Annotated in this window: 20 protein-coding genes; 11 read left to right on the top strand and 9 right to left on the bottom strand. The window is 57.8% G+C overall.

Annotated features, from left to right (window positions below; translation table 11 throughout):
• Positions 1-31 precede the first annotated feature (31 nt).
• Positions 32-1,081, bottom strand: a complete 1,050-nt coding sequence (hemH, locus tag ACR0AM_RS14975; RefSeq protein WP_480623330.1) for a ferrochelatase — start codon at positions 1,079-1,081, stop codon at positions 32-34.
• Positions 1,082-1,138: 57 nt separating this feature from the next.
• A complete protein-coding gene (locus ACR0AM_RS14980) occupies positions 1,139-1,969 on the bottom strand; it encodes a methyltransferase domain-containing protein (protein ID WP_480623331.1) in 831 nt (276 codons plus the stop codon).
• Between ACR0AM_RS14980 and ACR0AM_RS14985 the strand changes: the two genes are divergently transcribed.
• The 4 genes from ACR0AM_RS14985 to ACR0AM_RS15000 are packed head-to-tail and all read left to right on the top strand — an operon-like array spanning position 1,950 to position 4,293.
• Positions 1,950-2,714 carry a double zinc ribbon domain-containing protein gene (locus ACR0AM_RS14985; protein WP_480623332.1) on the top strand — a complete coding sequence of 255 codons (765 nt, stop codon included), beginning with the start codon at positions 1,950-1,952 and terminating at the stop codon, positions 2,712-2,714. The genes ACR0AM_RS14980 and ACR0AM_RS14985 overlap by 20 nt on opposite strands.
• A gap of 38 nt (positions 2,715-2,752) precedes the next feature.
• The gene (gene grxC / locus ACR0AM_RS14990; RefSeq protein ID WP_480474786.1) at positions 2,753-3,010 is read left to right on the top strand and encodes a glutaredoxin 3; all 258 of its coding nucleotides are present in this window, start codon (positions 2,753-2,755) and stop codon (positions 3,008-3,010) included.
• Complete coding sequence (locus ACR0AM_RS14995; protein ID WP_480623333.1) at positions 3,010-3,840, top strand: carbon-nitrogen hydrolase family protein; 831 nt, start codon at positions 3,010-3,012, stop codon at positions 3,838-3,840. Before grxC ends, ACR0AM_RS14995 begins: the two co-directional genes overlap by 1 nt.
• Positions 3,841-3,852: 12 nt before the next feature.
• The gene (locus ACR0AM_RS15000) at positions 3,853-4,293 is read left to right on the top strand and encodes a MarR family winged helix-turn-helix transcriptional regulator (protein ID WP_480474789.1); all 441 of its coding nucleotides are present in this window, start codon (positions 3,853-3,855) and stop codon (positions 4,291-4,293) included.
• A 23-nt stretch (positions 4,294-4,316) separates the two neighbouring features.
• On the opposite strand, the gene ACR0AM_RS15005 is transcribed toward ACR0AM_RS15000, so the two are convergent.
• Both ACR0AM_RS15005 and ubiG read right to left on the bottom strand, forming a co-directional pair.
• The gene (locus ACR0AM_RS15005; protein WP_480623334.1) at positions 4,317-4,811 is read right to left on the bottom strand and encodes a hypothetical protein; all 495 of its coding nucleotides are present in this window, start codon (positions 4,809-4,811) and stop codon (positions 4,317-4,319) included.
• A gap of 36 nt (positions 4,812-4,847) precedes the next feature.
• Positions 4,848-5,594: a bifunctional 2-polyprenyl-6-hydroxyphenol methylase/3-demethylubiquinol 3-O-methyltransferase UbiG gene (gene ubiG, locus ACR0AM_RS15010; protein ID WP_480623335.1), complete on the bottom strand. Its 747-nt coding sequence runs from the start codon at positions 5,592-5,594 to the stop codon at positions 4,848-4,850.
• Positions 5,595-5,642: 48 nt separating this feature from the next.
• Between ubiG and pip the strand changes: the two genes are divergently transcribed.
• From pip to infB, 6 genes are all read left to right on the top strand, one after another.
• Positions 5,643-6,620 carry a prolyl aminopeptidase gene (gene pip / locus ACR0AM_RS15015; protein ID WP_480623336.1) on the top strand — a complete coding sequence of 326 codons (978 nt, stop codon included), beginning with the start codon at positions 5,643-5,645 and terminating at the stop codon, positions 6,618-6,620.
• The gene (locus ACR0AM_RS15020; RefSeq protein WP_480555267.1) at positions 6,617-7,438 is read left to right on the top strand and encodes an ABC transporter substrate-binding protein; all 822 of its coding nucleotides are present in this window, start codon (positions 6,617-6,619) and stop codon (positions 7,436-7,438) included. Before pip ends, ACR0AM_RS15020 begins: the two co-directional genes overlap by 4 nt.
• Positions 7,439-7,598: 160 nt before the next feature.
• The gene (gene rimP, locus ACR0AM_RS15025; protein ID WP_480519998.1) at positions 7,599-8,189 is read left to right on the top strand and encodes a ribosome maturation factor RimP; all 591 of its coding nucleotides are present in this window, start codon (positions 7,599-7,601) and stop codon (positions 8,187-8,189) included.
• On the top strand, positions 8,189-9,808 hold the full coding sequence (nusA, locus tag ACR0AM_RS15030; protein WP_480474797.1) for a transcription termination factor NusA: 1,620 nt from the start codon (positions 8,189-8,191) through the stop codon (positions 9,806-9,808). The genes rimP and nusA overlap by 1 nt, the downstream gene beginning before the upstream one ends.
• 22 nt (positions 9,809-9,830) lie before the next feature.
• A complete protein-coding gene (locus ACR0AM_RS15035; RefSeq protein WP_480623337.1) occupies positions 9,831-10,454 on the top strand; it encodes an RNA-binding protein in 624 nt (207 codons plus the stop codon).
• A gap of 8 nt (positions 10,455-10,462) precedes the next feature.
• Entirely contained in the window at positions 10,463-12,949 is a 2,487-nt protein-coding gene (infB, locus tag ACR0AM_RS15040) for a translation initiation factor IF-2 (protein WP_480555262.1), read from the top strand.
• Positions 12,950-13,015: 66 nt separating this feature from the next.
• On the opposite strand, the gene ACR0AM_RS15045 is transcribed toward infB, so the two are convergent.
• The 5 genes from ACR0AM_RS15045 to ACR0AM_RS15065 all read right to left on the bottom strand — a co-directional run bounded on the left by ACR0AM_RS15045 (position 13,016) and on the right by ACR0AM_RS15065 (position 17,697).
• Positions 13,016-13,843 carry an alpha/beta hydrolase gene (locus ACR0AM_RS15045; protein WP_480623338.1) on the bottom strand — a complete coding sequence of 276 codons (828 nt, stop codon included), beginning with the start codon at positions 13,841-13,843 and terminating at the stop codon, positions 13,016-13,018.
• 3 nt (positions 13,844-13,846) lie between these two features.
• Entirely contained in the window at positions 13,847-14,731 is an 885-nt protein-coding gene (locus ACR0AM_RS15050; protein ID WP_480623339.1) for a tryptophan 2,3-dioxygenase, read from the bottom strand.
• A gap of 64 nt (positions 14,732-14,795) precedes the next feature.
• Entirely contained in the window at positions 14,796-15,824 is a 1,029-nt protein-coding gene (gene tdh / locus ACR0AM_RS15055; RefSeq protein WP_480476882.1) for an L-threonine 3-dehydrogenase, read from the bottom strand.
• Positions 15,825-15,838: 14 nt separating this feature from the next.
• Positions 15,839-17,023, bottom strand: coding sequence for a glycine C-acetyltransferase (locus ACR0AM_RS15060; protein WP_480606558.1), 1,185 nt, complete (start codon positions 17,021-17,023; stop codon positions 15,839-15,841).
• Between the two features lie 110 nt (positions 17,024-17,133).
• The gene (locus ACR0AM_RS15065) at positions 17,134-17,697 is read right to left on the bottom strand and encodes a helix-turn-helix domain-containing protein (RefSeq protein WP_480623340.1); all 564 of its coding nucleotides are present in this window, start codon (positions 17,695-17,697) and stop codon (positions 17,134-17,136) included.
• A gap of 116 nt (positions 17,698-17,813) precedes the next feature.
• Between ACR0AM_RS15065 and ACR0AM_RS15070 the strand changes: the two genes are divergently transcribed.
• Positions 17,814-18,989, top strand: a complete 1,176-nt coding sequence (locus ACR0AM_RS15070) for an acetyl-CoA C-acyltransferase family protein (protein WP_480623341.1) — start codon at positions 17,814-17,816, stop codon at positions 18,987-18,989.
• Positions 18,990-19,025: the final 36 nt, after the last annotated feature.

Here is a 19,025-nt window from a genome sequence, read left to right on the forward strand (position 1 = left end):
TAAGAGATTTGGCTTGTGTTCTGGAAACGCTTTACGCCAGCCACCCGCGCAGATTGTCTTCGATCACCTTTCCAAGTGCTGTGATATGGGCATCGTCATCGTTAAGGCATGGAATATAGGTAAACGTCTCGCCGCCTGCTTCTTCGAAGCTCTCTTTGATTTCTTCGTTAATCTCTTCCAGCGTTTCGATGCAGTCCGCAGAAAACGCCGGGGCAATAACAGCAATGTTCTTTTTGCCTTGCTTCGCCAGGTCGGCCACGTGATCCACAGTGTAAGGTTTCAACCATTCTTCGGGGCCAAAGCGCGACTGGAAGGTCGATACCAATTGATCATCCGCCCAGCCCAATCGCTCCTTTAACAGCCTCGTCGTTTTAGCACACTGACAGTGATAGGGATCGCCCTGCTGCAAATACCGCTCGGGCATCCCATGATATGAGCAGACCAGAATGTCGGGTTTTGTTTCCATAGCCTCGTATGCACGTTCAACTGACTGTGCCAGCGCATCGATATAAATAGGTTCATCGAAATAGGCCGGAACGGTTCGCGTGGCGGGCTGCCAGGCTTCGTCCATCAGCGCGCGAAAGAACTGGTCGTTGGCGGTGGCCGTCGTTGCGCCAGCGTATTGAGGGTAAAGCGGAAAGAACAAGATGCGATCGCACCCTGCCGCTACCATCTCGCGCACTTTGGATTTGGTCGACGGGTTGCCGTAACGCATACAGAAATCGACCATGACCTGATCACCGTAACGTGCATGCATCGCCTGGCTTAGCTTGGCGGTCTGGTCCTTGGTGATGGTCATCAGCGGGCTTTCGCCCTTTTCCTGGTTCCAGATCGATTTGTAAGCCTCGCCGGAACTGAATGGCCGCTTGGTCAGGATGATCGCCTGCAGAATCGGCTGCCATTTCCATTTCGGATAGTCGATGACGCGCTGATCCGACAAAAACTCATTCAGATACCGGCGCATCGGCCAATATGTGTAGTCGTCCGGCGTTCCCAGATTGGCCAACAATACGCCGACGCGCCCCATCCTGATCTTGGGGTGATCCGTAGGAGCATGAGCGGGTCGAGTGGCATCAAACATATGAAGCTTCCTGAATTTCTTGCGTTAGGGCCTGAAATAAGGGGATTTGGTCGCGCGTCAATCGGGCAGTTTGCCCTCGTCCGTGCGCAAGGCGTCAGCCAAACGTGCTTGCGCCGACCCAGGACGCAGTGGTTTGGGTTGACTGTCGTGGGGGGACCATCCGGTCAGGCAGATCAGTTCGAACGTGGCTGCCAGACGTCCCGATACTGTGGTGAAATGAGACGCGTAGATGTTTTGCGCGGCCTCAAATACTGCGCGTTTGGTCGGGTGTTTCAGTCGCCCGGATAACGCATTGGCCTCACCCATATGCCGCAGATCGTGCATCAGGTGCCAGATGTCACGGTACTCAGCCGTGAGCGGCACCGAGTCTGCGACGGGCAAGGCCAGACCGGCCCGCTGCAACAAACCGCCCATGTCCCGCAGCTCGGCCATTGGAGCGATGCGGGGGCTGAGGCCACCGGTAACGTCAATCTCGGCCTGACCCAACGCCGCGCGCAATTCGTGCAGCGTTTCGCCGCCCAGACAAACAATCAGCAACAACCCATCGGGCTTAAGCGCGCGGTGGCATTGGATCAACTGACCTACCGGATCGTTTGCACAATGCAGTGTCATGGCGTGGATCACCAGATCATGTGCGCCGGGTTGCAGTGCCAGCACGTCGTTATCCGCAACGATCGAGGCTTCGGGAAAAGCGTCCGTCCAAAGCTGTGGGTAGGCCGTCACGATCGCTGCCGCCGTAAAGGTTTTGTTAACCATGGAGAGCCGATCCTGAACCTCGTCCATCGCGGCGCGGTGCAGAAAAAGAGCGTCATCCTGCACGCGGCTGCGATGACGCAGAATGGCGGCACGGTCAAAAAGTGAGGGTGCAGTGGGTTCGGGCAGTTTCATAGCTGGCAAGTATCGTATCGCGCAACGGATTCAAACCGCACTTGCGCTTATTTATCCACCACGTTGTATGGGGTGTGGCGACCTGACCGAGTCCGATTTCGGCCTGTGTGGCCCATGCTGGCGCGAAACGCCATTTATCGGCGGCACGGTCTGCGAAAGCTGCGGTATGCCCCTGATTGGGGCGCAGGACGGGTTTCGGACTGAGTGCGACGATTGCCTGAAGACCGCGCGCCCCTGGAGGGCAGGCCGCGCCGCGCTTTTGTATGACGGCAAGGCGCGGTCACTGATCCTGGCGTTGAAACATGGTGATCGGCCCGAACTGGCCCGCCCTGCCGCGCAGTGGATGGCGCAGGCAGGGCGCCCATTGCTGCGAGCGGGTATGGTGATTGCTCCGGTTCCTCTGCATTGGTCGCGCTTGCTCAAAAGGCGATACAACCAGTCAGCTCTCTTGGCGCAGAACCTGGGGCGTGAGACAGGATTGGAATGCGTGCCCGATCTGTTGATACGCAAAAAAAAGACGCCGGTGCTGGACGGCAAAACAGCAGCCGAGCGGGCACAGATCTTGGAAGACGCGATATGCCTTCAACCCCGAAATGCCCGCCATCTAACTGGCCGGAACGTCTTGCTGGTAGACGACGTGATGACGTCCGGGGCAACACTGGCCGCATGCACTCGGGTCTGTCAGGCGGCGGGGGCAAATCATATTTTTGTGTTGGCTCTGGCGCGCGTTGCTAAGAATGCCTAATTCGCCCAAGATTGCGCGAAATCCGAAGGGAACGGAAAATGAAGTCGGTAGAGATCTATACATCGCCACTGTGCGGGTATTGTCATGCAGCCAAACGCCTTCTGAAGCAGAAAGGTGTTGAGTTCAAGGAAATCGACGTGCTGATGCACCCCAAACGCAAACCTGAAATGATTCAACGTGCCGGAGGCAAACGCACGGTCCCGCAGATTTTCATCGGCACCACGCATGTCGGCGGTTGCGATGATTTGTACGAGTTGGAGCGTCAGGGCAAGCTTGACCGTCTGCTTGCGGCCTGATGAAAACCGCGCTGCTGCAAATCACCTCGTCGGACGATCCGGCTGAAAACCTCGGGATGGTACGAGGCCTGATGGCTGAAGCGGCAGAACAGGGTGCCCGCTTTGTTCTGACGCCAGAGGTTACGAATTGCGTTTCGACCAGCACCACACGGCAGCACGCGGTTTTACAACATGAAGAAGATGACATCACCTTGGCGGGCCTGCGCGAACAGGCTGCTGATCTGGGTGTATGGCTTCTGATCGGCTCGTTGGGGCTCAAGACTCATGACAATGACGGTCGTTTTGCCAACCGCTGCTTTATGATCGGACCGCAAGGTCAGATCGTGGCGCGGTATGACAAGATCCATATGTTCGATGTGCAGGTCACCGAGACCGAGACGTTCCGCGAATCAAAAAACTACCGCCCTGGCGAAAAAGCGGTTATCGCCGAAACGGATTTCGGCAAGGTTGGTCTAACCATCTGTTACGATATCCGCTTTCCATATTTGCACGCGGCACTGGCGCAGGCGGGCGCGCGCATTCTGACCGTCCCGGCCGCGTTCTCGCCGGTCACAGGTGCCGCGCATTGGGAAGCCTTGCTGCGCGCACGCGCAATCGAAACCGGGTGTTGGGTGCTGGCCCCGGCCCAGACAGGGGAACACCCGAAAACCGGTGGCAAAACACGTTATACTCACGGTCACAGCATGGTCGTCGACCCGTGGGGAAAGGTGCTGATCGACGCAGGGACCGATCCAGGCATTCACATTTTCGATTTGGATGATAGTTCTGTAACTGAGGCACGCCGACGTGTCCCTTCACTGCACCACCGCCGATCCTTCGACGGACCCTGACAGAACGGAACAATGACAGACGACACCAATGCCTTAGCGGTCACGCTGTTCAGCGAGATCCTGACCGCCGACCAGCTATTGCGGAACCGGCTTAGCCGCGTGCTGCCCAAGGGCATGGAAATCTCGCATTTCTCGGTTCTGAACCACCTGGCTTTTGTCGCGGATGAGCGCAGCCCGGCGCAGCTGGCCAACACGTTCCACGTCACCCGCGGCGCGATGACAAACACCTTGGCCAAGCTGGAATGGGCCGGATACATCCACATCCGACCCGATTGGGACGATGCCCGCCGCAAGATGGTGGCGATCAGCCCCGCCGGTAAACGCGCGCGGGATCAGGCGATTTCCTCGATTGCTCCGTTGATCAACCGCGTGGTCGGAGAGTTGGGGGACGACCGTGTTCGTTCGACACTGCCGGTGCTGCGGGATTTGCGGTTGCAGTTGGAGCAAGGTTGAGACGCAAGATCACGGCCGTGATTTTAGTCTTCTTGCCGAAGCGTGTTCCAATCGACGTGTGGCCCAATCTGTTCCAAGAATGTTGTGTCGATAAATCTATCTTTCCTCAGTTCCTTTTTGCATCGCTCTAGATACTCCTTGATGAAGCTAAACACTTCTTCGTTTGTTGCGTTCGCGGGAATGTTGAGATCTGCGGCGAGTTTATAAGTCTTGTACAAAAAGACTTTCCGTCTGGTTAAGACCGCACGTTTCTTTTCAGCGCTAAAATATTCACCAAGAACTTGTGACCCGCGAAAATAAAGCCGGATGTAGCCGATGATTTCGTTGAAATCCCACGTTCCGTACTTCAGCCGTTGATGTTCGACCCACATTTTGCGATTCCGCGAAAGGATGTCTTCAGGAATGTCTGATCCTACTATTTCTCTCATGTCGCGATCAATCTTCGCGCTCAATTGTTGCTGGTACTTTTCTTCTTTCAAGCGATAGACCGGAACATCAAAAAATCTTTTGCCCCACATCGACAGGTTTTCCTAATTTGGTTTTCGTGGCTACCTTTACCCCGGTTTCACACTTGCCGTCACATAGTTCACGCTTAAATCCCGGTCCGAAATCGACCAGCTCCACAGGATCGGGTTGAACACGAAACCCTTGCGGTCCACCGGCTCGACCCCCGCTTGGCGCAGCAGGTCGAACAACTCGTCAGGGGTGATGAACTTGTTCCACTCATGCGTGCCGCGCGGCAGCCAGCGCATTACCACCTCGGCCCCGAAAATAGCCATCGCATAAGATTTCGGGTTGCGGTTGATGGTTGAGCAAATCAGCAGCCCGCCGGGCCTGAGCAACTGCTGCGAGGCGGTCAGGAAACCCTCCGGGTCGGCCACATGCTCGACCACTTCCATGTTCAGGACCACGTCGAACTGCTCACCCGCGGCGGCCATGTCTTCGGCTGTGGTGTGGCGATAGTCGATCTCCAAACCGGATTGCTCGGCATGGATACGCGCAACAGGCAGGTTGCCTCCGGCGGCATCGGCCCCGACGACCTCGGCCCCCAGACGCGCCATCGGTTCGCTCAGCAGACCACCGCCACAACCGATATCCAACAGGCGCAGACCTTCGAACGGTTTCCGCACTTTCAGATCGCGGTCGAATTCACCGGCGATCTGCTGTGTGATATAATCCAAACGGCAAGGATTCAGCATGTGCAAGGGTTTGAATTTCCCATGAGGATCCCACCATTCCGCCGCCATCGCTTCGAATTTTGCGATCTCGGATGGATCCACCGTGTTCGGATGCGCTTGCATTCCTGTCTCCGTATGCTCTTTTACGCTTAAGGACTATATAGGGCCATAATGGACAAGTACCCGGACCAAAAGCGCGCAGTTCAATATCTGTACCCGCCGATCGACCCGTTCGACCAGCGTATGGTCGATATGGGCGACGGGCACCGTATCTATGTGGAACAATGCGGTAATCCCGAAGGCATACCGGTGCTGATCCTGCATGGCGGTCCGGGTGGCGGTTGCAGCCCTGCAATGCGCCGCTACTTTGATCCGCGTGTCTACCGGGTGATTCTATTTGATCAGCGTGGGTGTGGCCGGTCTCGCCCCACGGCTTCGGTTGAAAACAACACGACATGGCATTTGGTGGCCGACATTGAACGGTTGCGCGACCTGCTCGAGATTGATGAATGGATAGCTTTTGGCGGCAGCTGGGGCGCGACCCTTGCCTTGATCTACGCGCAGTCGCATCCCGACAGGGTCAGCCGTTTGGTGCTGCGGGGCGTGTTTCTGGCAACTCAGGCTGAACTTGACTGGTTTTATGGCGGCGGAGTGGGGCGTTTCTGGCCGGAGCAGTGGCAGAAATTCACCGCGCTTTTGCCCGAGGCCGAGCTGAAGGACACCATCACCGCCTATAACAAACGCCTGTTCTCGGGGGACCGCGCGACCGAGACCCTGTATGCGCGGGCATGGTCGCACTGGGAAAATGCGCTGGCATCGATCCATACGAACGGATCAGTGGGCGAAAGTCCCGGCGAATACGCCCGTACATTTGCGCGGCTCGAGAATCACTATTTCTACAATAAGGTGTTTCTGGAAAAGGATGGGCAGATCCTAGATCAAATGGACCGGATCGCTCATATCCCGGGTCACATCGTGCAGGGGCGATACGACATGATTTGCCCGCCGCAGGCCGCCTGGTCGCTAAGCGAACGCTGGCCGAATGCCGAGATCACGATGGTACGTCAGGCCGGTCATGCGCTTTCTGAACCTGGGATCAGCGCAGAACTGATCCGGATCATGGATCGCGTGGCGGAGGGTTTGGCATGACACGCATCGACCGCCGTGCCTTGTTTGCTTCGGGTGCCGCCGCCGCGCTGCTTGCCGCGACAGGCGCGTCTCTGGCGGACAGACCCGAGAAAGGTGGAACGCTGCGATTGGCCGTGCCGCGCGACGACAGTCTTGAGCAGGTGGCGCGCGGTGCTGTTTTCGACACGCTGACCGAGATCGCCCCGGATGGCACTTTGCGGGGCGAGCTTGCGACGGGCTGGCAAACCGACGCCGATGCGAGGGTCTGGAGCTTTGATCTGCGCAATGATGCGGTGTTCCACGACGGCGCGCCTTTGGACATCTCAGACGTTGCGACCGTATTGGCCGAAGTCGGGTATACCGAGGCATTGACCGCCAACCGTTTGCGGCTGGAACTGGCCGAGGCAAATCCGGGCCTTCCATTCCTTTTGGCGGAAAGTCGTTTTGTCATTGCCCGCAATGGCGAAGGCGTCACGCCGCTACACAGGGCCAACGGTACGGGTTGCTACCGTGTCGAGCGCGCCGAAGACGGGCGACATTTCCTGGGTCGCCGTGTTTCGGGACATTACAAGGACGGTCAGGCCGGTTGGGTCGATGCATTCGAAGTGATCGTTATTCCCGATGCCCGTGTCCGCGCCGAGGCATTGCGCGATGGCTACGTCGATATTGCGGCTTTCCCAGATCCGTCCGAGATCCGCAGTACGCGCGGTCTTCGCTTCCATCCTTCCGAGACCGATATGGCACTGGCCGTTTCTGGGACGGTGGGATTGCCGCGGCAGATTGCCGGACGCACGGTTCTGGACGACGGTCGTATCGCTGAACGGTGGTGGATCGTGTAATTCCGGGTGATACTTCTGTCGGGGGTTGCAGACTCGGATCATCCTGCGTATATGCAGTTTCAACAGCGGCGCGTTGGACTTCCGGTCCAAGGCTCCACCGGAAAATTCGACGGGCCGCGCGCCCGTTTTTTTGTGCCCGATTGACAGGGTAGAGAACCTGATGACAAACGAACTAATAGCCAAAGCTGCCATCGACCGGCGACTTGCCGAGATCATCACCCCGGTGATCGAAGACCTGGGGTATGAGCTGGTCCGTGTCCGGCTGATGAGTGGCAAGCAGACCACGCTGCAAATCATGGCTGACAAACCTGAAGGCGGCATCGAAGTGGATGACTGCGCCGAGATTTCGAATGCGGTCAGCGCCACCCTGGATGTGGAGGACCCGATCCTCGACGCCTATACGCTTGAGGTGTCCAGCCCCGGTATCGACCGCCCCCTGACGCGCCTCAAGGATTTTGAGACTTTTGAGGGGTATGAGGCCAAGATCGAAACCTCTGAACTGATCGATGGCCGCCGCCGGTTCAAAGGGGAACTGGCCGGGATCGAAGGGGAAGAGGTTCTGATCAATATTCCCGAAGGGTCCGAGACGATCACAATCGGCCTGCAATTCGACTGGCTGAGTGATGCCAAGCTGGTCCTGACCGATGATCTGATCAAAGAAATGCTGCGCCAGCGCAAAGATGCAGGCGCCCTGAACGAAAAAGCTTTCGACGAGATTGAGACCGAAGGGTCCGAAGAGGAGACGAACTGATGGCAATTACCTCAGCCAACCAGCTGGAGCTGCTGCAGACTGCCGAGGCCGTGGCCCGCGAAAAGATGATCGACCCCGGTCTGGTTGTCGAAGCGATGGAGGAATCGCTCGCCCGCGCTGCCAAGAGCCGCTACGGCGCCGAGATGGACATTCGCGTGTCGATCGACCGCAAGACCGGCAAGGCGACATTCACCCGTGTGCGCACCGTGGTCGAGGATGACGAGCTTGAGAACTATCAGGCCGAATTCACCGTCGAACAGGCCAAACAGTACATGGAAGACCCGCAGGTCGGTGACGTTTTTGTTGAAGAAGTACCGCCGGTCGAAATGGGCCGGATCGCGGCGCAGTCCGCCAAGCAAGTGATCCTGCAAAAAGTCCGCGAAGCCGAGCGTGATCGTCAGTATGAGGAATTCAAGGATCGTGCGGGCACCATCATCAACGGTGCCGTCAAGCGCGAAGAATTCGGCAATGTTATCGTCGATCTGGGCGGTGCCGAGGCCGTTCTGCGCCGCAACGACAAGATTGGGCGCGAAAGCTATCGCCCGAATGATCGTGTGCGCGCGTATATCAAGGAAGTCCGCCGCGAAGTGCGTGGCCACCAGATCTTCCTGTCGCGTACCGCTCCGGAATTCATGGCCGAGCTGTTCAAGATGGAAGTACCGGAAATCTATGACGGTATCATCGAGGTCAAGGCCGTGGCCCGTGACCCAGGTTCACGCGCCAAGATCGCCGTAATTTCCTATGACGGCTCGATTGATCCCGTTGGCGCCTGCGTTGGTATGCGCGGCAGCCGCGTACAGGCCGTTGTGAACGAACTACAGGGTGAGAAGATTGACATCATCCCGTGGAACGAAGACCAACCGACCTTCCTGGTGAACGCGTTGCAACCTGCCGAGGTTTCGAAGGTTGTTCTGGACGAAGAAGCAGGCAAGATCGAGGTTGTGGTTCCTGAAGAGCAACTGTCTCTTGCAATCGGTCGTCGCGGTCAGAACGTGCGTCTGGCAAGCCAACTGACCGGCCTGGACATCGACATCATGACCGAAGCTGAAGAATCAGCACGCCGTCAGAAGGAATTCGAATCTCGTACCAAGCTGTTCATGGACAGTCTGGATCTGGACGAATTCTTTGCGCAGCTGCTGGTGTCCGAAGGCTTCACCAATCTCGAAGAAGTTGCCTATGTCGAGATTGATGAACTTCTGGTCATTGACGGCGTCGATGAAGGCACCGCGCAGGAACTTCAGACCCGGGCGCGTGAATTCCTGGAAGCCCAGGCCAAAGCCGCTCTGGATGCCGCGCGCGCACTGGGTGCCGAGGATAGCCTCATTGAATTCGAAGGCCTGACACCCCAGATGGTAGAGGCTCTGGCCAAGGACGATGTGAAGACGCTGGAAGACTTCGCAACCTGTGCAGACTGGGAACTGGCTGGTGGCTGGACCACAGTTGACGGTGAACGCGTCAAGGATGATGGCGTTCTGGAGCCCTTTGGCGTCACGCTCGAAGAAGCACAAGACATGGTCATGACTGCGCGTATCCTGTTGGGTTGGGTTGATCCGGCCGAGCTGGAGCAGGCGGAAGAAGACATCGACGGCGACGCAGCAGACGAGGAGGTCGAGGCCTGATCTCAGGTCTCGGGTGGCGCGTATGGGTCGCGGTGGCGTCCATAAGGATCGGTCTGACGAACCCGAACGCAAGTGCATCGCCACAGGCGAGGTTCAGCCTAAATATGGCTTGATCCGCTTTGTGACGGGGCCGGACGGTAAGGTCTTTCCGGATGTCGCGGCAAAGTTGCCGGGGCGGGGCGTTTATGTGGCGGCGGATCGTGCCGCGCTGGACAAGGCCATTGGCAAGAAACTGTTTGCGCGGGGGTTCAAGGCACAGGTGACCGTGCCTCAGGACCTGACGGCAGAGGTTGAAAAACAGATCGCGCGCCGTGTGATTGAGTTGCTCAGTCTGGCGCGCAAGTCCGGCGACGCGGTTGCCGGGTATGAAAAGGTCAAGTCGTGGCTGGACCGGGAAGAGGCTCAGGTGCTGATTCAGGCCACTGATGGATCGGGGCGCGGCAAGTCGAAGCTCAGTACGCCGCACTTAGGAAAATACATCGGTTGGTTGACGGCAGACGAATTAGGGCAAGCATTTGGGCGCCAAACGGTGATTCATGCGGCCTTGGCCTCTGGCGGACTCGCCAAACGTGTTGTAGAGGAAGCGCAGCGCCTGCGTGGCTTGCGCGAAACGGATGACGGCGGCAAGGGCCGCGCGGAAGGGTAAGAAGCTTTATGAGCGATAGTGACGGCAAAAAGACATTGGGTCTTCGTGGCGGGGCACGCCCCGGAAATGTGAAACAGAGTTTCAGCCACGGACGCACCAAGAATGTCGTGGTGGAAACCAAACGCAAGCGCGTGGTGGTCCCCAAGCCGGGCGCGGCAAAGCCGGGTGGCGGTGCCGCCCCTTCGGGTGATCCGTCGCGTCGTCCCGCAGGTATTTCCGACGCGGAAATGGCGCGCCGTATGAAAGCTTTGCAGGCTGCCAAGGCCCGCGAGGTCGAAGAGGCCGCTGAACGCGAAGCCGCTGAAAAGGCACGCGAAGAAGAACGTGTGCGCCGCCGTGCGGAACAGGAAGCGAAAGAGCGCGAGCAGCGTGAAGCCGAAGAGCGCGCCCGTCAGAAAGCCGAAGATGAAGAGCGCAAGCGCGTGGAGGCTGAAGAAGAAGCTAAGCGTGCTGCTGTTGCTGCTGTCGCTTCGCCGGCCCCTGAAGAAGCCAAAGCTGCACGCAGCCCGGCCAGCAAACCTGCGCCTGCAGCTGCGCCTCGCAAGCAGGATCGCGAACGCGAACAGCGCGGTCGTGGCAAGGGCCGCGAAGACAACCGTCGTTCAGGCAAGCTGACACTGGGTCAGGCCACTGGTGACGAAGGCAGCCGCCAGCGGTCGATGGCAGCGATGAAGCGCAAGCAGGAACGCGCCCGTCAGAAAGCCATGGGCGGTTCGGTCGAGCGTGAAAAGGTGATCCGCGACGTACAACTGCCAGAGGCGATCATGGTCTCGGAACTGGCCAACCGTATGGCCGAACGTGTGGCTGACGTGGTCAAATCGTTGATGCAGATGGGTATGATGGTTACGCAAAACCAGACCATCGACGCTGATACTGCCGAGCTGATCATCGAAGAGTTTGGCCATAAGGTCACACGCGTCTCTGATTCGGATGTTGAGGACGTCATCAAAGAGGTCGAAGACAGCGAAGACGATCTGAAGCCTCGTCCGCCCGTCATCACCATCATGGGTCACGTCGACCACGGAAAAACATCGCTGCTGGATGCAATCCGCGATGCGCGTGTTGTGGCTGGTGAGGCCGGTGGCATCACACAGCATATCGGCGCCTATCAGGTGAAAACCGATGGTGGCTCGACGCTGACATTCCTGGATACACCCGGCCACGCGGCGTTTACCTCGATGCGCTCGCGCGGTGCGCAGGTGACCGATATCGTGGTTCTGGTTGTCGCTGCCGATGACGCGGTCATGCCGCAGACAATTGAAGCGATCAATCACGCGAAGGCGGCCAAAGTGCCGATGATCGTGGCGATCAACAAGATCGACAAGCATGATGCAAATCCGGACAAGGTGCGCACCGATCTGTTGCAACACGAAGTGATCGTCGAGAAAATGTCGGGTGAGGTTCAGGACGTGGAAGTGTCCGCCATCACCGGTCAGGGTCTGGACGAGCTGCTGGAAGCCATCGCATTGCAGGCCGAGATTCTGGAACTGAAAGCCAACCCCGATCGCGCAGCCCAGGGTGCCGTGATTGAGGCGCAGCTGGATGTAGGCCGTGGTCCGGTCGCGACTGTTCTGGTTCAGAACGGCACGCTGCGCCAGGGCGATATCTTTGTTGTGGGTGAGCAGTACGGTAAGGTCCGTGCGTTGATTAATGACAAGGGTGAACGCGTTCAGGAAGCGGGTCCTTCGGTTCCGGTCGAGGTTCTGGGTCTCAATGGCACACCGGAAGCCGGTGACGTTCTGAACGTGACCGAGACTGAAGCACAGGCGCGCGAGATCGCCGCCTACCGCGAGCAGGCCGCCAAGGACAAACGCGCTGCCGCCGGTGCCGCTACTACCCTTGAGCAGCTGATGCAGAAGGCCAAGGAAGACGAAAGCGTCACCGAACTGCCGATTCTGATGAAAGCGGACGTGCAGGGTTCGGCGGAGGCCATCGTTCAGGCGATGGAGAAGATCGGCAACGACGAGGTGCGCGTGCGCGTGTTGCATTCGGGCGTGGGTGCAATCACCGAAACCGATGTCGGTCTTGCCGAGGCCTCGGGTGCTCCGATCCTGGGTTTCAACGTGCGGGCCAATGCGTCTGCCCGGAACACGGCAAACCAGAAAGGTGTCGAGATTCGCTATTACTCGGTTATCTACGATCTGGTGGACGACGTGAAAGCTGCCGCATCGGGTCTGTTGAGCGCCGAGATTCGCGAGAAGTTCATCGGTTACGCCGAAATCCGCGAAGTCTTTAAGGTCACCGGCGTTGGCAAGGTTGCCGGCTGTCTGGTTACCGAAGGTGTGGCGCGTCGTTCCGCCGGTGTCCGCCTGCTGCGCGACAACGTGGTTATTCACGAAGGCACGCTGAAAACACTGAAGCGTTTCAAGGACGAAGTGGCCGAGGTTCAGTCGGGTCAGGAATGCGGTATGGCATTCGAGAACTACGATGACATTCGCGCAGGCGACGTGATCGAAATCTTCGAGCGCGAAGAAGTCACCCGCACGCTGGACTAACCCGGCATAAGATGAGAACGAAAAACAGCGGCCCCCTTAGGCCGCTGTTTTCTTTTGTCGAGGCGCTTATTTTGTTTGGGGCAGAAACGTAGCTGAATGCATGATGATATCGAAATGATGCATTCCTTGCGCGAGCATAAAGCTGACAGAGTGTCCGGACTTTCGCAGCCTTTCGGCATAGTCACGGCTTTGGCGAATGAACTCATCCGTATCCCGTTCGGCCACCGAAACATGGTATCGAGGACCGGGCCGGGGCAGATTGCGGATGGGTGACAGATCGTTGACCTCGACCGGTGTCAATTGCAGCGGATCGTTCACCGACATCAGGCTGATCGGTTCCAGGTCGTATATGCCGCTGATCAGAAGCACATCCCGCACCCGGAGCCCCGCTTTGGCAAGGGCGTCTGATGAGGTTGCCATCACCATCGCCGCCAGATGCGCGCCTGCACTGTGACCTGACAGGGTGATCCGCGACGGGTCGAACCCCAACTCCTCAGCCTGGGCCGCCAGCCACAACAACGCGTCACGGCTCTCGTCGATCATGTCGCCAATCCGGGCATCGGGTGCCAGCGTGTAGTTCACAGTCGCAAAAGCTTGCCCGTGTTCCAACAGCCCCGGCGCCATCAGAGACGACTCATTCTGGCTGAGCGCCTGCCAGTACCCGCCGTGAATGAAGACGTGCAGGGGTGCCTTGTCATCGCGAGCGGGAAAGAAATCCAAAACTTGAAGGGGGCTGTCACCATAAGCCAGACTTTCCCGTACCGGAAAGTCGGCCCGCGCCTGAGCACTCAGCGCCTGATAACTGGCAAGATAGGGGCTCAGGTCGCCGCCGATCATTGTGCTGGGGGAATACTCCCGCTCCAGATCGGATTGCGAAAATCCTCGATACAACATGTCTTAGTTCTGCCCGCTATACATCAATTCCGTACGCACGTCGTAAAGGTCGTGGAAAAACCGCAGCTCTAGCGCCTTTCGCAAAAAGGCCACGCCGCTTGAGCCACCAGTGCCAGGTTGCATCCCGATCACGCGCTCAACCGCGGTGGCATGGTCAAAGCGCCAGCGTTGAAACAAACTTTCCACATCCATCAGCTTTTCGGCCAAAGCATAAAGATCCCAGTATTTTTCAGTGTTTCGAAACACCTCCACCCAAATTTGCACCACGCGCGAATCGCCGGAATAGGGTTGGGCGTAATCGCGTTCGATCAGATCTTTGGGCACATCGAACCCTTGGCGGGCCAACATGTGCAACACCTCGTCATAAAGCGACGGTTTGGTCAGTGCGGCATTCAGCATCTCCATCACCTCTGGGTCATGCGTATGGACCTTCAGTGTTGAGGCATCCTTGTTGCCGAGAATGAATTCGATCTGCCGATACCCGTAGCTCTGAAACCCTGACGAGCTGCCAAGAGCCTGCCGAAACGTCATATAGTCGGCAGGCGTCATGGTCAGCAGGGTTTCCCAAGCCGCAATCAACTGCCGTTGAATGGCCTTGATTCGGTCGAGGTTTTTCATGGCTGGGCCAAATTCATCCTGTTGCAGAAAACGGCGCACCTCGACCAGTTGGTGGTGCATCAGTTTCAGCCACAGTTCGCTGACCTGATGGATAATAATGAACAGCATCTCGTCCGGCTGCGCAGGGTCCTGAAAGGTCTTTTGCAGATTCAGCAGCGTTTTGAGTTGCAGAAAACCTCCATAGCTTTTGCGATGTGTCTCGGCGAAATCAGTGATCAGAGTGTCTTCGACACCTCTTTGCAACAGACGATCGTCTTTGTTCTCGCCCATCTCATGCCTCCGTTGTGCGATCCTTGCACCTGTCTAGGCGTTGAGTTCGTAACTTTCCAGCGGGTTAGGTCCAGTCAAGGACAACCTTGCCTGAGAGGCCGGATTTCATCGCGGCAAAACCATCCGCGAAATCATCAACCGCAAAGCGATGCGTGATCACGCGGGACACATCCAAACCGTTTTGCAGCATGGCGATCATCTTGTACCAGGTCTCGAACATTTCGCGACCATAGACACCCTTGATTGTGATCGCCTTGAAAACGATACGCGACCAGTCGACTGGAGATTTCCCCGGCGGTATCCCCAGCAAGGCGATTTTCCCACCCATCACAAGCGCTTCGACCATCTGGTCAAGCGCGGCTTGTGAGCCGGACATTTCAAGCCCCACATCAAAGCCTTCTTTCATTCCTAGCTGTGCGATGACATCGTGCAAATCTTGTTTGGAAACATCAACGGTCCGCACCGACGGCACGACATGTTCCGAGAGTTTCAATCGTTCAGCGTTTATGTCGGTAATCACCACGTTACGGGCACCTGCATGGCGGGCAACGGCGGCGGCCATGATGCCAATGGGTCCTGCGCCGGTGATCAGGACATCTTCGCCCAGAAGATCGAAGCTTAACGCGGTGTGTACCGCATTGCCCAGCGGATCAAGGATTGCCCCGATCTCATCCGGGATATCATCCGGTAGGGGAACAACATTGAAGGCAGGCAGTTTCAGGTATTGCGCAAACGCGCCCTGTTCATTCACCCCGATCCCGCGCGTGCCGGGGTCGAGGTGAAACTTGCCTGCGCGGCTTTGACGGCTTTCAGTGCCGATCAGATGCCCTTCGCCGGAACAGCGCTGCCCAACGTTCAGGCCGGTTACGTTGCGCCCAATCTCAACGATTTCCCCAGCGAACTCATGACCAGTGATCATCGGAACCGGAACGGTGTGAGAGGCCCACTCATCCCAGTTCCAGATGTGAATGTCGGTACCGCAAATTCCGGTCTTGTTGATCTTGATCAGCACCTCATCAGGCCCGATTTCCGGGACCGGGGCCTGTACCATCCACAACCCCTCTTCGGGTTTCGACTTTTCCAGCGCTTTCATCGTGTTGGGTCGCATCAGATCACCCCCAGTTCCTTGCCGACTTTGCCAAAGGCCGCCAGAGCGCGGTCCAGTTCGTCCCGCGTCAGGGCGGCGTTCATCTGCGTTCTGATCCGCGCCTGCCCGCGGGGAACAACAGGAAAGAAGAAGCCCGAGACATACACGCCCTCATCAAACAGCTTGGTGGCCATCTCTTGTGCCAGCGTGGCGTCGCCCAGCATGACAGGGATGATCGGATGTTCGCCGGGCAAAACGTCAAAGCCAAGCTTTTCCAAACCGGCACGCCAGTACTTTGCGTTTCCGAACAACTGCGCGCGTAGAATGTCGCCTTCTTCGACCAGGCGGATCGCCTCAATCCCTGCGGCGACGATGGATGGCGGCAGCGAGTTCGAGAACAGATAAGGCCGTGCCCGCTGCCGCAGCAGGTCGATCACTGGCTGCGGCCCGGCGATGTAGCCGCCGATTGCCCCCCCAAGTGCCTTGCCCAAAGTTCCAGTCAGAATGTCGACATCAACACCAAAGTGATCCGGTGTTCCTGCACCGCGCGGCCCCATGAAGCCCGTTGCATGGCAATCATCGACCATCACGATGGCGTCGTATTTGTCAGCCAGTTCGCGAATTTTCGGCAGGTTGGCCAGATAGCCATCCATCGAGAACACGCCATCGGTTGCGATCATGATGTGACGCGCGCCATCCTCGCGCGCTTGCTTCAGCCACGCTTCCAGGTCGTTCATGTCATTGTTCAGATAGCGATAGCGCTTGGCCTTGCACAGCCGCACCCCGTCAATGATCGAGGCGTGGTTCAGACTGTCCGAAATGATGGCATCTTCAGGCCCCAGCAACGGTTCGAACAGCCCGCCATTGGCATCAAAGCAGGCCGCAAACAGGATCGCATCGTCCTTGTTCAGGAACTTCGCCAACCGCTGTTCCAGTTCACGGTGAATATCCTGCGTCCCGCAGATGAACCGGACCGAGGCCATACCGAATCCTTTCGGACCCATCGCATTTGTTGCGGCCTCGATCAGCGCGGGGTGATCCGCAAGACCCAGATAGTTGTTGGCGCACAGGTTAATCACCCGTTTGCCGCCAACCGTAATCTCACCGCCCTGAGGCGAGGTGATCATTCGTTCGCGCTTATACAGCCCCTCGGATTCGATCTGCGCGAGTGTGTCCGTGATGTGGGACAGGAATGCATCTGCCATGGCGACCTCCGTTCAACTGAGTCGCACGTCTAACATAGCGGATGGATTTCCCAAATAGGGGAATTTCAATATACAGGAAAATTTTCCGTGAAGGCGGAAATCTGCTGATGTTAGGCGTTCTTTACGATCAGAAACACCCGCGCTGGTTCTTTGGCCGAGATGGAATGCACGATATCCGCGGCATAGCGGGCGGTATCCCCTTGGCTCAGTTCCGACACGGCACTGCCCGATGTAACCTTGACGGCGCCTTCCAGCACGGTCAGCTGCTCACGCGCGCCGCGCGCATGGGGCTGGCTGTTCAAGGCCCCGCCTTTGTCGAACTCGATATCGTAAACCTCATGACCTCCGGCCTCTTCCGGCGGGGACAGGATGCGAATGCGGCAGTTCTGCCCCATATTGTCGATGCTGGGCACTTCGGACGCGCGCAGCACCTCGATCTGATCACTGGCTTTTGAACCTTCCAGAAGACCGGCAAAATCCACCTGTAGCGCACGGGTCAGGTTCCAGAGGGTCGAGATCGTCGGGCTACTTTCCCCGCGTTCGATCTGGCTAACCATGGATCTGGACACGCCACTCAGGTTTGCGACTGCTTCCAGCGACAGTCCTTTGGCCCGGCGTGCGTCTTTCAGGCGGGCGGGCAAAAGGTTCAGGATATCGTCTGTGTTCTCCGTCATGACGGAATCCATGCGTGTTGGGACCCCGCTTGTCAATTCCATCCGTGACGGCACGTCCTATAGGACAGGATCATGCTGCATGTGCATACTGACGACGATTCCAAGAGGAGAAAGACATGACAGACATCGTATTGTTGGATGGTGCGCGCACCGCGATTGGAACTTTTGGTGGCGCACTTGCGTCAACCGCGCCCATTGATCTGGCGACGGTGGTCACCGAAGCGGCCTTGGAGCGGTCAGGGGTAGAAGGTGCTCAAATCGGGCATGTTGTGTTTGGTCATGTCATCAACACCGAGCCTCGGGACATGTACCTGTCGCGCGTTGCCGCGATGCAGGCCGGGATTCCGAACGGCACCCCTGCGATGAATGTAAACCGACTGTGTGGTTCAGGCGCACAGGCGATCGTGTCGGCAATGCAGTCCTTGATGCTTGGCGATGCCGATTTTGCCGTGGCAGGTGGGGCAGAAAGCATGTCGCGAAGCCCTTACATTGTTCCACAGGCACGCTGGGGCGCGAAAATGGGTGATGTCACATCACTGGACATGATGCTGGGTGCGTTGAACTGCCCCTTTGGCACAGGGCACATGGGTGTGACGGCCGAGAACGTTGCCGATGAACACCAGATCAGCCGTGAACAGATGGACGAATTCGCCCTTGCCAGCCAGACCCGCGCTGCCGCCGCAATTGAAGCCGGATATTTCGAAAGCCAGATCGTGCCCGTTCAAGTGAAGGTCAAGCGGGACATGGTGGATATCAAAGTTGATGAGCATCCCAAAGCGACGACCGCCGAAGCGCTGGCCGGGTTGCGACCTGTGTTCAAGAAAGATGGGCGTGTAACGGCAGGCAATGCCTCGGGCATCAACGATGGCGCGGCGGCGATGGTTCTGGCAACGGCGGATGCGGCGGAAAAGGCCGGGTTGAAGCCAAAAGCGCGTGTAATCGGCTATGCACATGCTGGCGTGCGCCCCGAAGTCATGGGTATTGGCCCGGTACCGGCCGTGCAAAACCTGCTCAGGAAGACGGGTCTTTCGGTGGAAGATTTCGATGTGATCGAAAGCAACGAAGCATTTGCCGCGCAGGCGCTGGCCGTCAATCAGGAGCTTGGGTTGGATGCAGCGAAAGTGAACCCGAATGGAGGCGCGATAGCACTGGGGCACCCTGTAGGCGCGACGGGCGCCATCATTACCATGAAGACACTTTACGAGTTGGAGCGTACAGGCGGATCAAAAGGGTTGATCACCATGTGTATTGGTGGCGGTCAGGGGATCGCCATTGCCATCGAACGGCTCTGATCCGGGTTTGGGCAAGGGGGGCTGTCTGCCCCCCAT

Source organism: Ruegeria sp. AD9 (genome assembly GCF_056542305.1).

What these genes read in the sequence shown, in the direction of transcription:
- ACR0AM_RS14995 (WP_480623333.1), top strand. Translation starts at nt 3,010, where the DNA reads ATGAAAACCGCGCTGCTGCAAATCACCTCGTCGGACGATCCGGCTGAA.
- grxC (WP_480474786.1), top strand. Translation starts at nt 2,753, where the DNA reads ATGAAGTCGGTAGAGATCTATACATCGCCACTGTGCGGGTATTGTCAT.
- ACR0AM_RS15005 (WP_480623334.1), bottom strand. Translation starts at nt 4,811, where the DNA reads ATGTGGGGCAAAAGATTTTTTGATGTTCCGGTCTATCGCTTGAAAGAA.
- tdh (WP_480476882.1), bottom strand. Translation starts at nt 15,824, where the DNA reads ATGAAAGCGCTGGAAAAGTCGAAACCCGAAGAGGGGTTGTGGATGGTA.
- pip (WP_480623336.1), top strand. Translation starts at nt 5,643, where the DNA reads ATGGACAAGTACCCGGACCAAAAGCGCGCAGTTCAATATCTGTACCCG.
- rimP (WP_480519998.1), top strand. Translation starts at nt 7,599, where the DNA reads ATGACAAACGAACTAATAGCCAAAGCTGCCATCGACCGGCGACTTGCC.
- nusA (WP_480474797.1), top strand. Translation starts at nt 8,189, where the DNA reads ATGGCAATTACCTCAGCCAACCAGCTGGAGCTGCTGCAGACTGCCGAG.
- infB (WP_480555262.1), top strand. Translation starts at nt 10,463, where the DNA reads ATGAGCGATAGTGACGGCAAAAAGACATTGGGTCTTCGTGGCGGGGCA.
- ACR0AM_RS15000 (WP_480474789.1), top strand. Translation starts at nt 3,853, where the DNA reads ATGACAGACGACACCAATGCCTTAGCGGTCACGCTGTTCAGCGAGATC.
- ACR0AM_RS15070 (WP_480623341.1), top strand. Translation starts at nt 17,814, where the DNA reads ATGACAGACATCGTATTGTTGGATGGTGCGCGCACCGCGATTGGAACT.
- hemH (WP_480623330.1), bottom strand. Translation starts at nt 1,081, where the DNA reads ATGTTTGATGCCACTCGACCCGCTCATGCTCCTACGGATCACCCCAAG.
- ACR0AM_RS15065 (WP_480623340.1), bottom strand. Translation starts at nt 17,697, where the DNA reads ATGACGGAGAACACAGACGATATCCTGAACCTTTTGCCCGCCCGCCTG.
- ACR0AM_RS15020 (WP_480555267.1), top strand. Translation starts at nt 6,617, where the DNA reads ATGACACGCATCGACCGCCGTGCCTTGTTTGCTTCGGGTGCCGCCGCC.
- ubiG (WP_480623335.1), bottom strand. Translation starts at nt 5,594, where the DNA reads ATGCAAGCGCATCCGAACACGGTGGATCCATCCGAGATCGCAAAATTC.
- ACR0AM_RS15060 (WP_480606558.1), bottom strand. Translation starts at nt 17,023, where the DNA reads ATGGCAGATGCATTCCTGTCCCACATCACGGACACACTCGCGCAGATC.
- ACR0AM_RS15050 (WP_480623339.1), bottom strand. Translation starts at nt 14,731, where the DNA reads ATGGGCGAGAACAAAGACGATCGTCTGTTGCAAAGAGGTGTCGAAGAC.
- ACR0AM_RS15035 (WP_480623337.1), top strand. Translation starts at nt 9,831, where the DNA reads ATGGGTCGCGGTGGCGTCCATAAGGATCGGTCTGACGAACCCGAACGC.
- ACR0AM_RS14980 (WP_480623331.1), bottom strand. Translation starts at nt 1,969, where the DNA reads ATGAAACTGCCCGAACCCACTGCACCCTCACTTTTTGACCGTGCCGCC.
- ACR0AM_RS15045 (WP_480623338.1), bottom strand. Translation starts at nt 13,843, where the DNA reads ATGTTGTATCGAGGATTTTCGCAATCCGATCTGGAGCGGGAGTATTCC.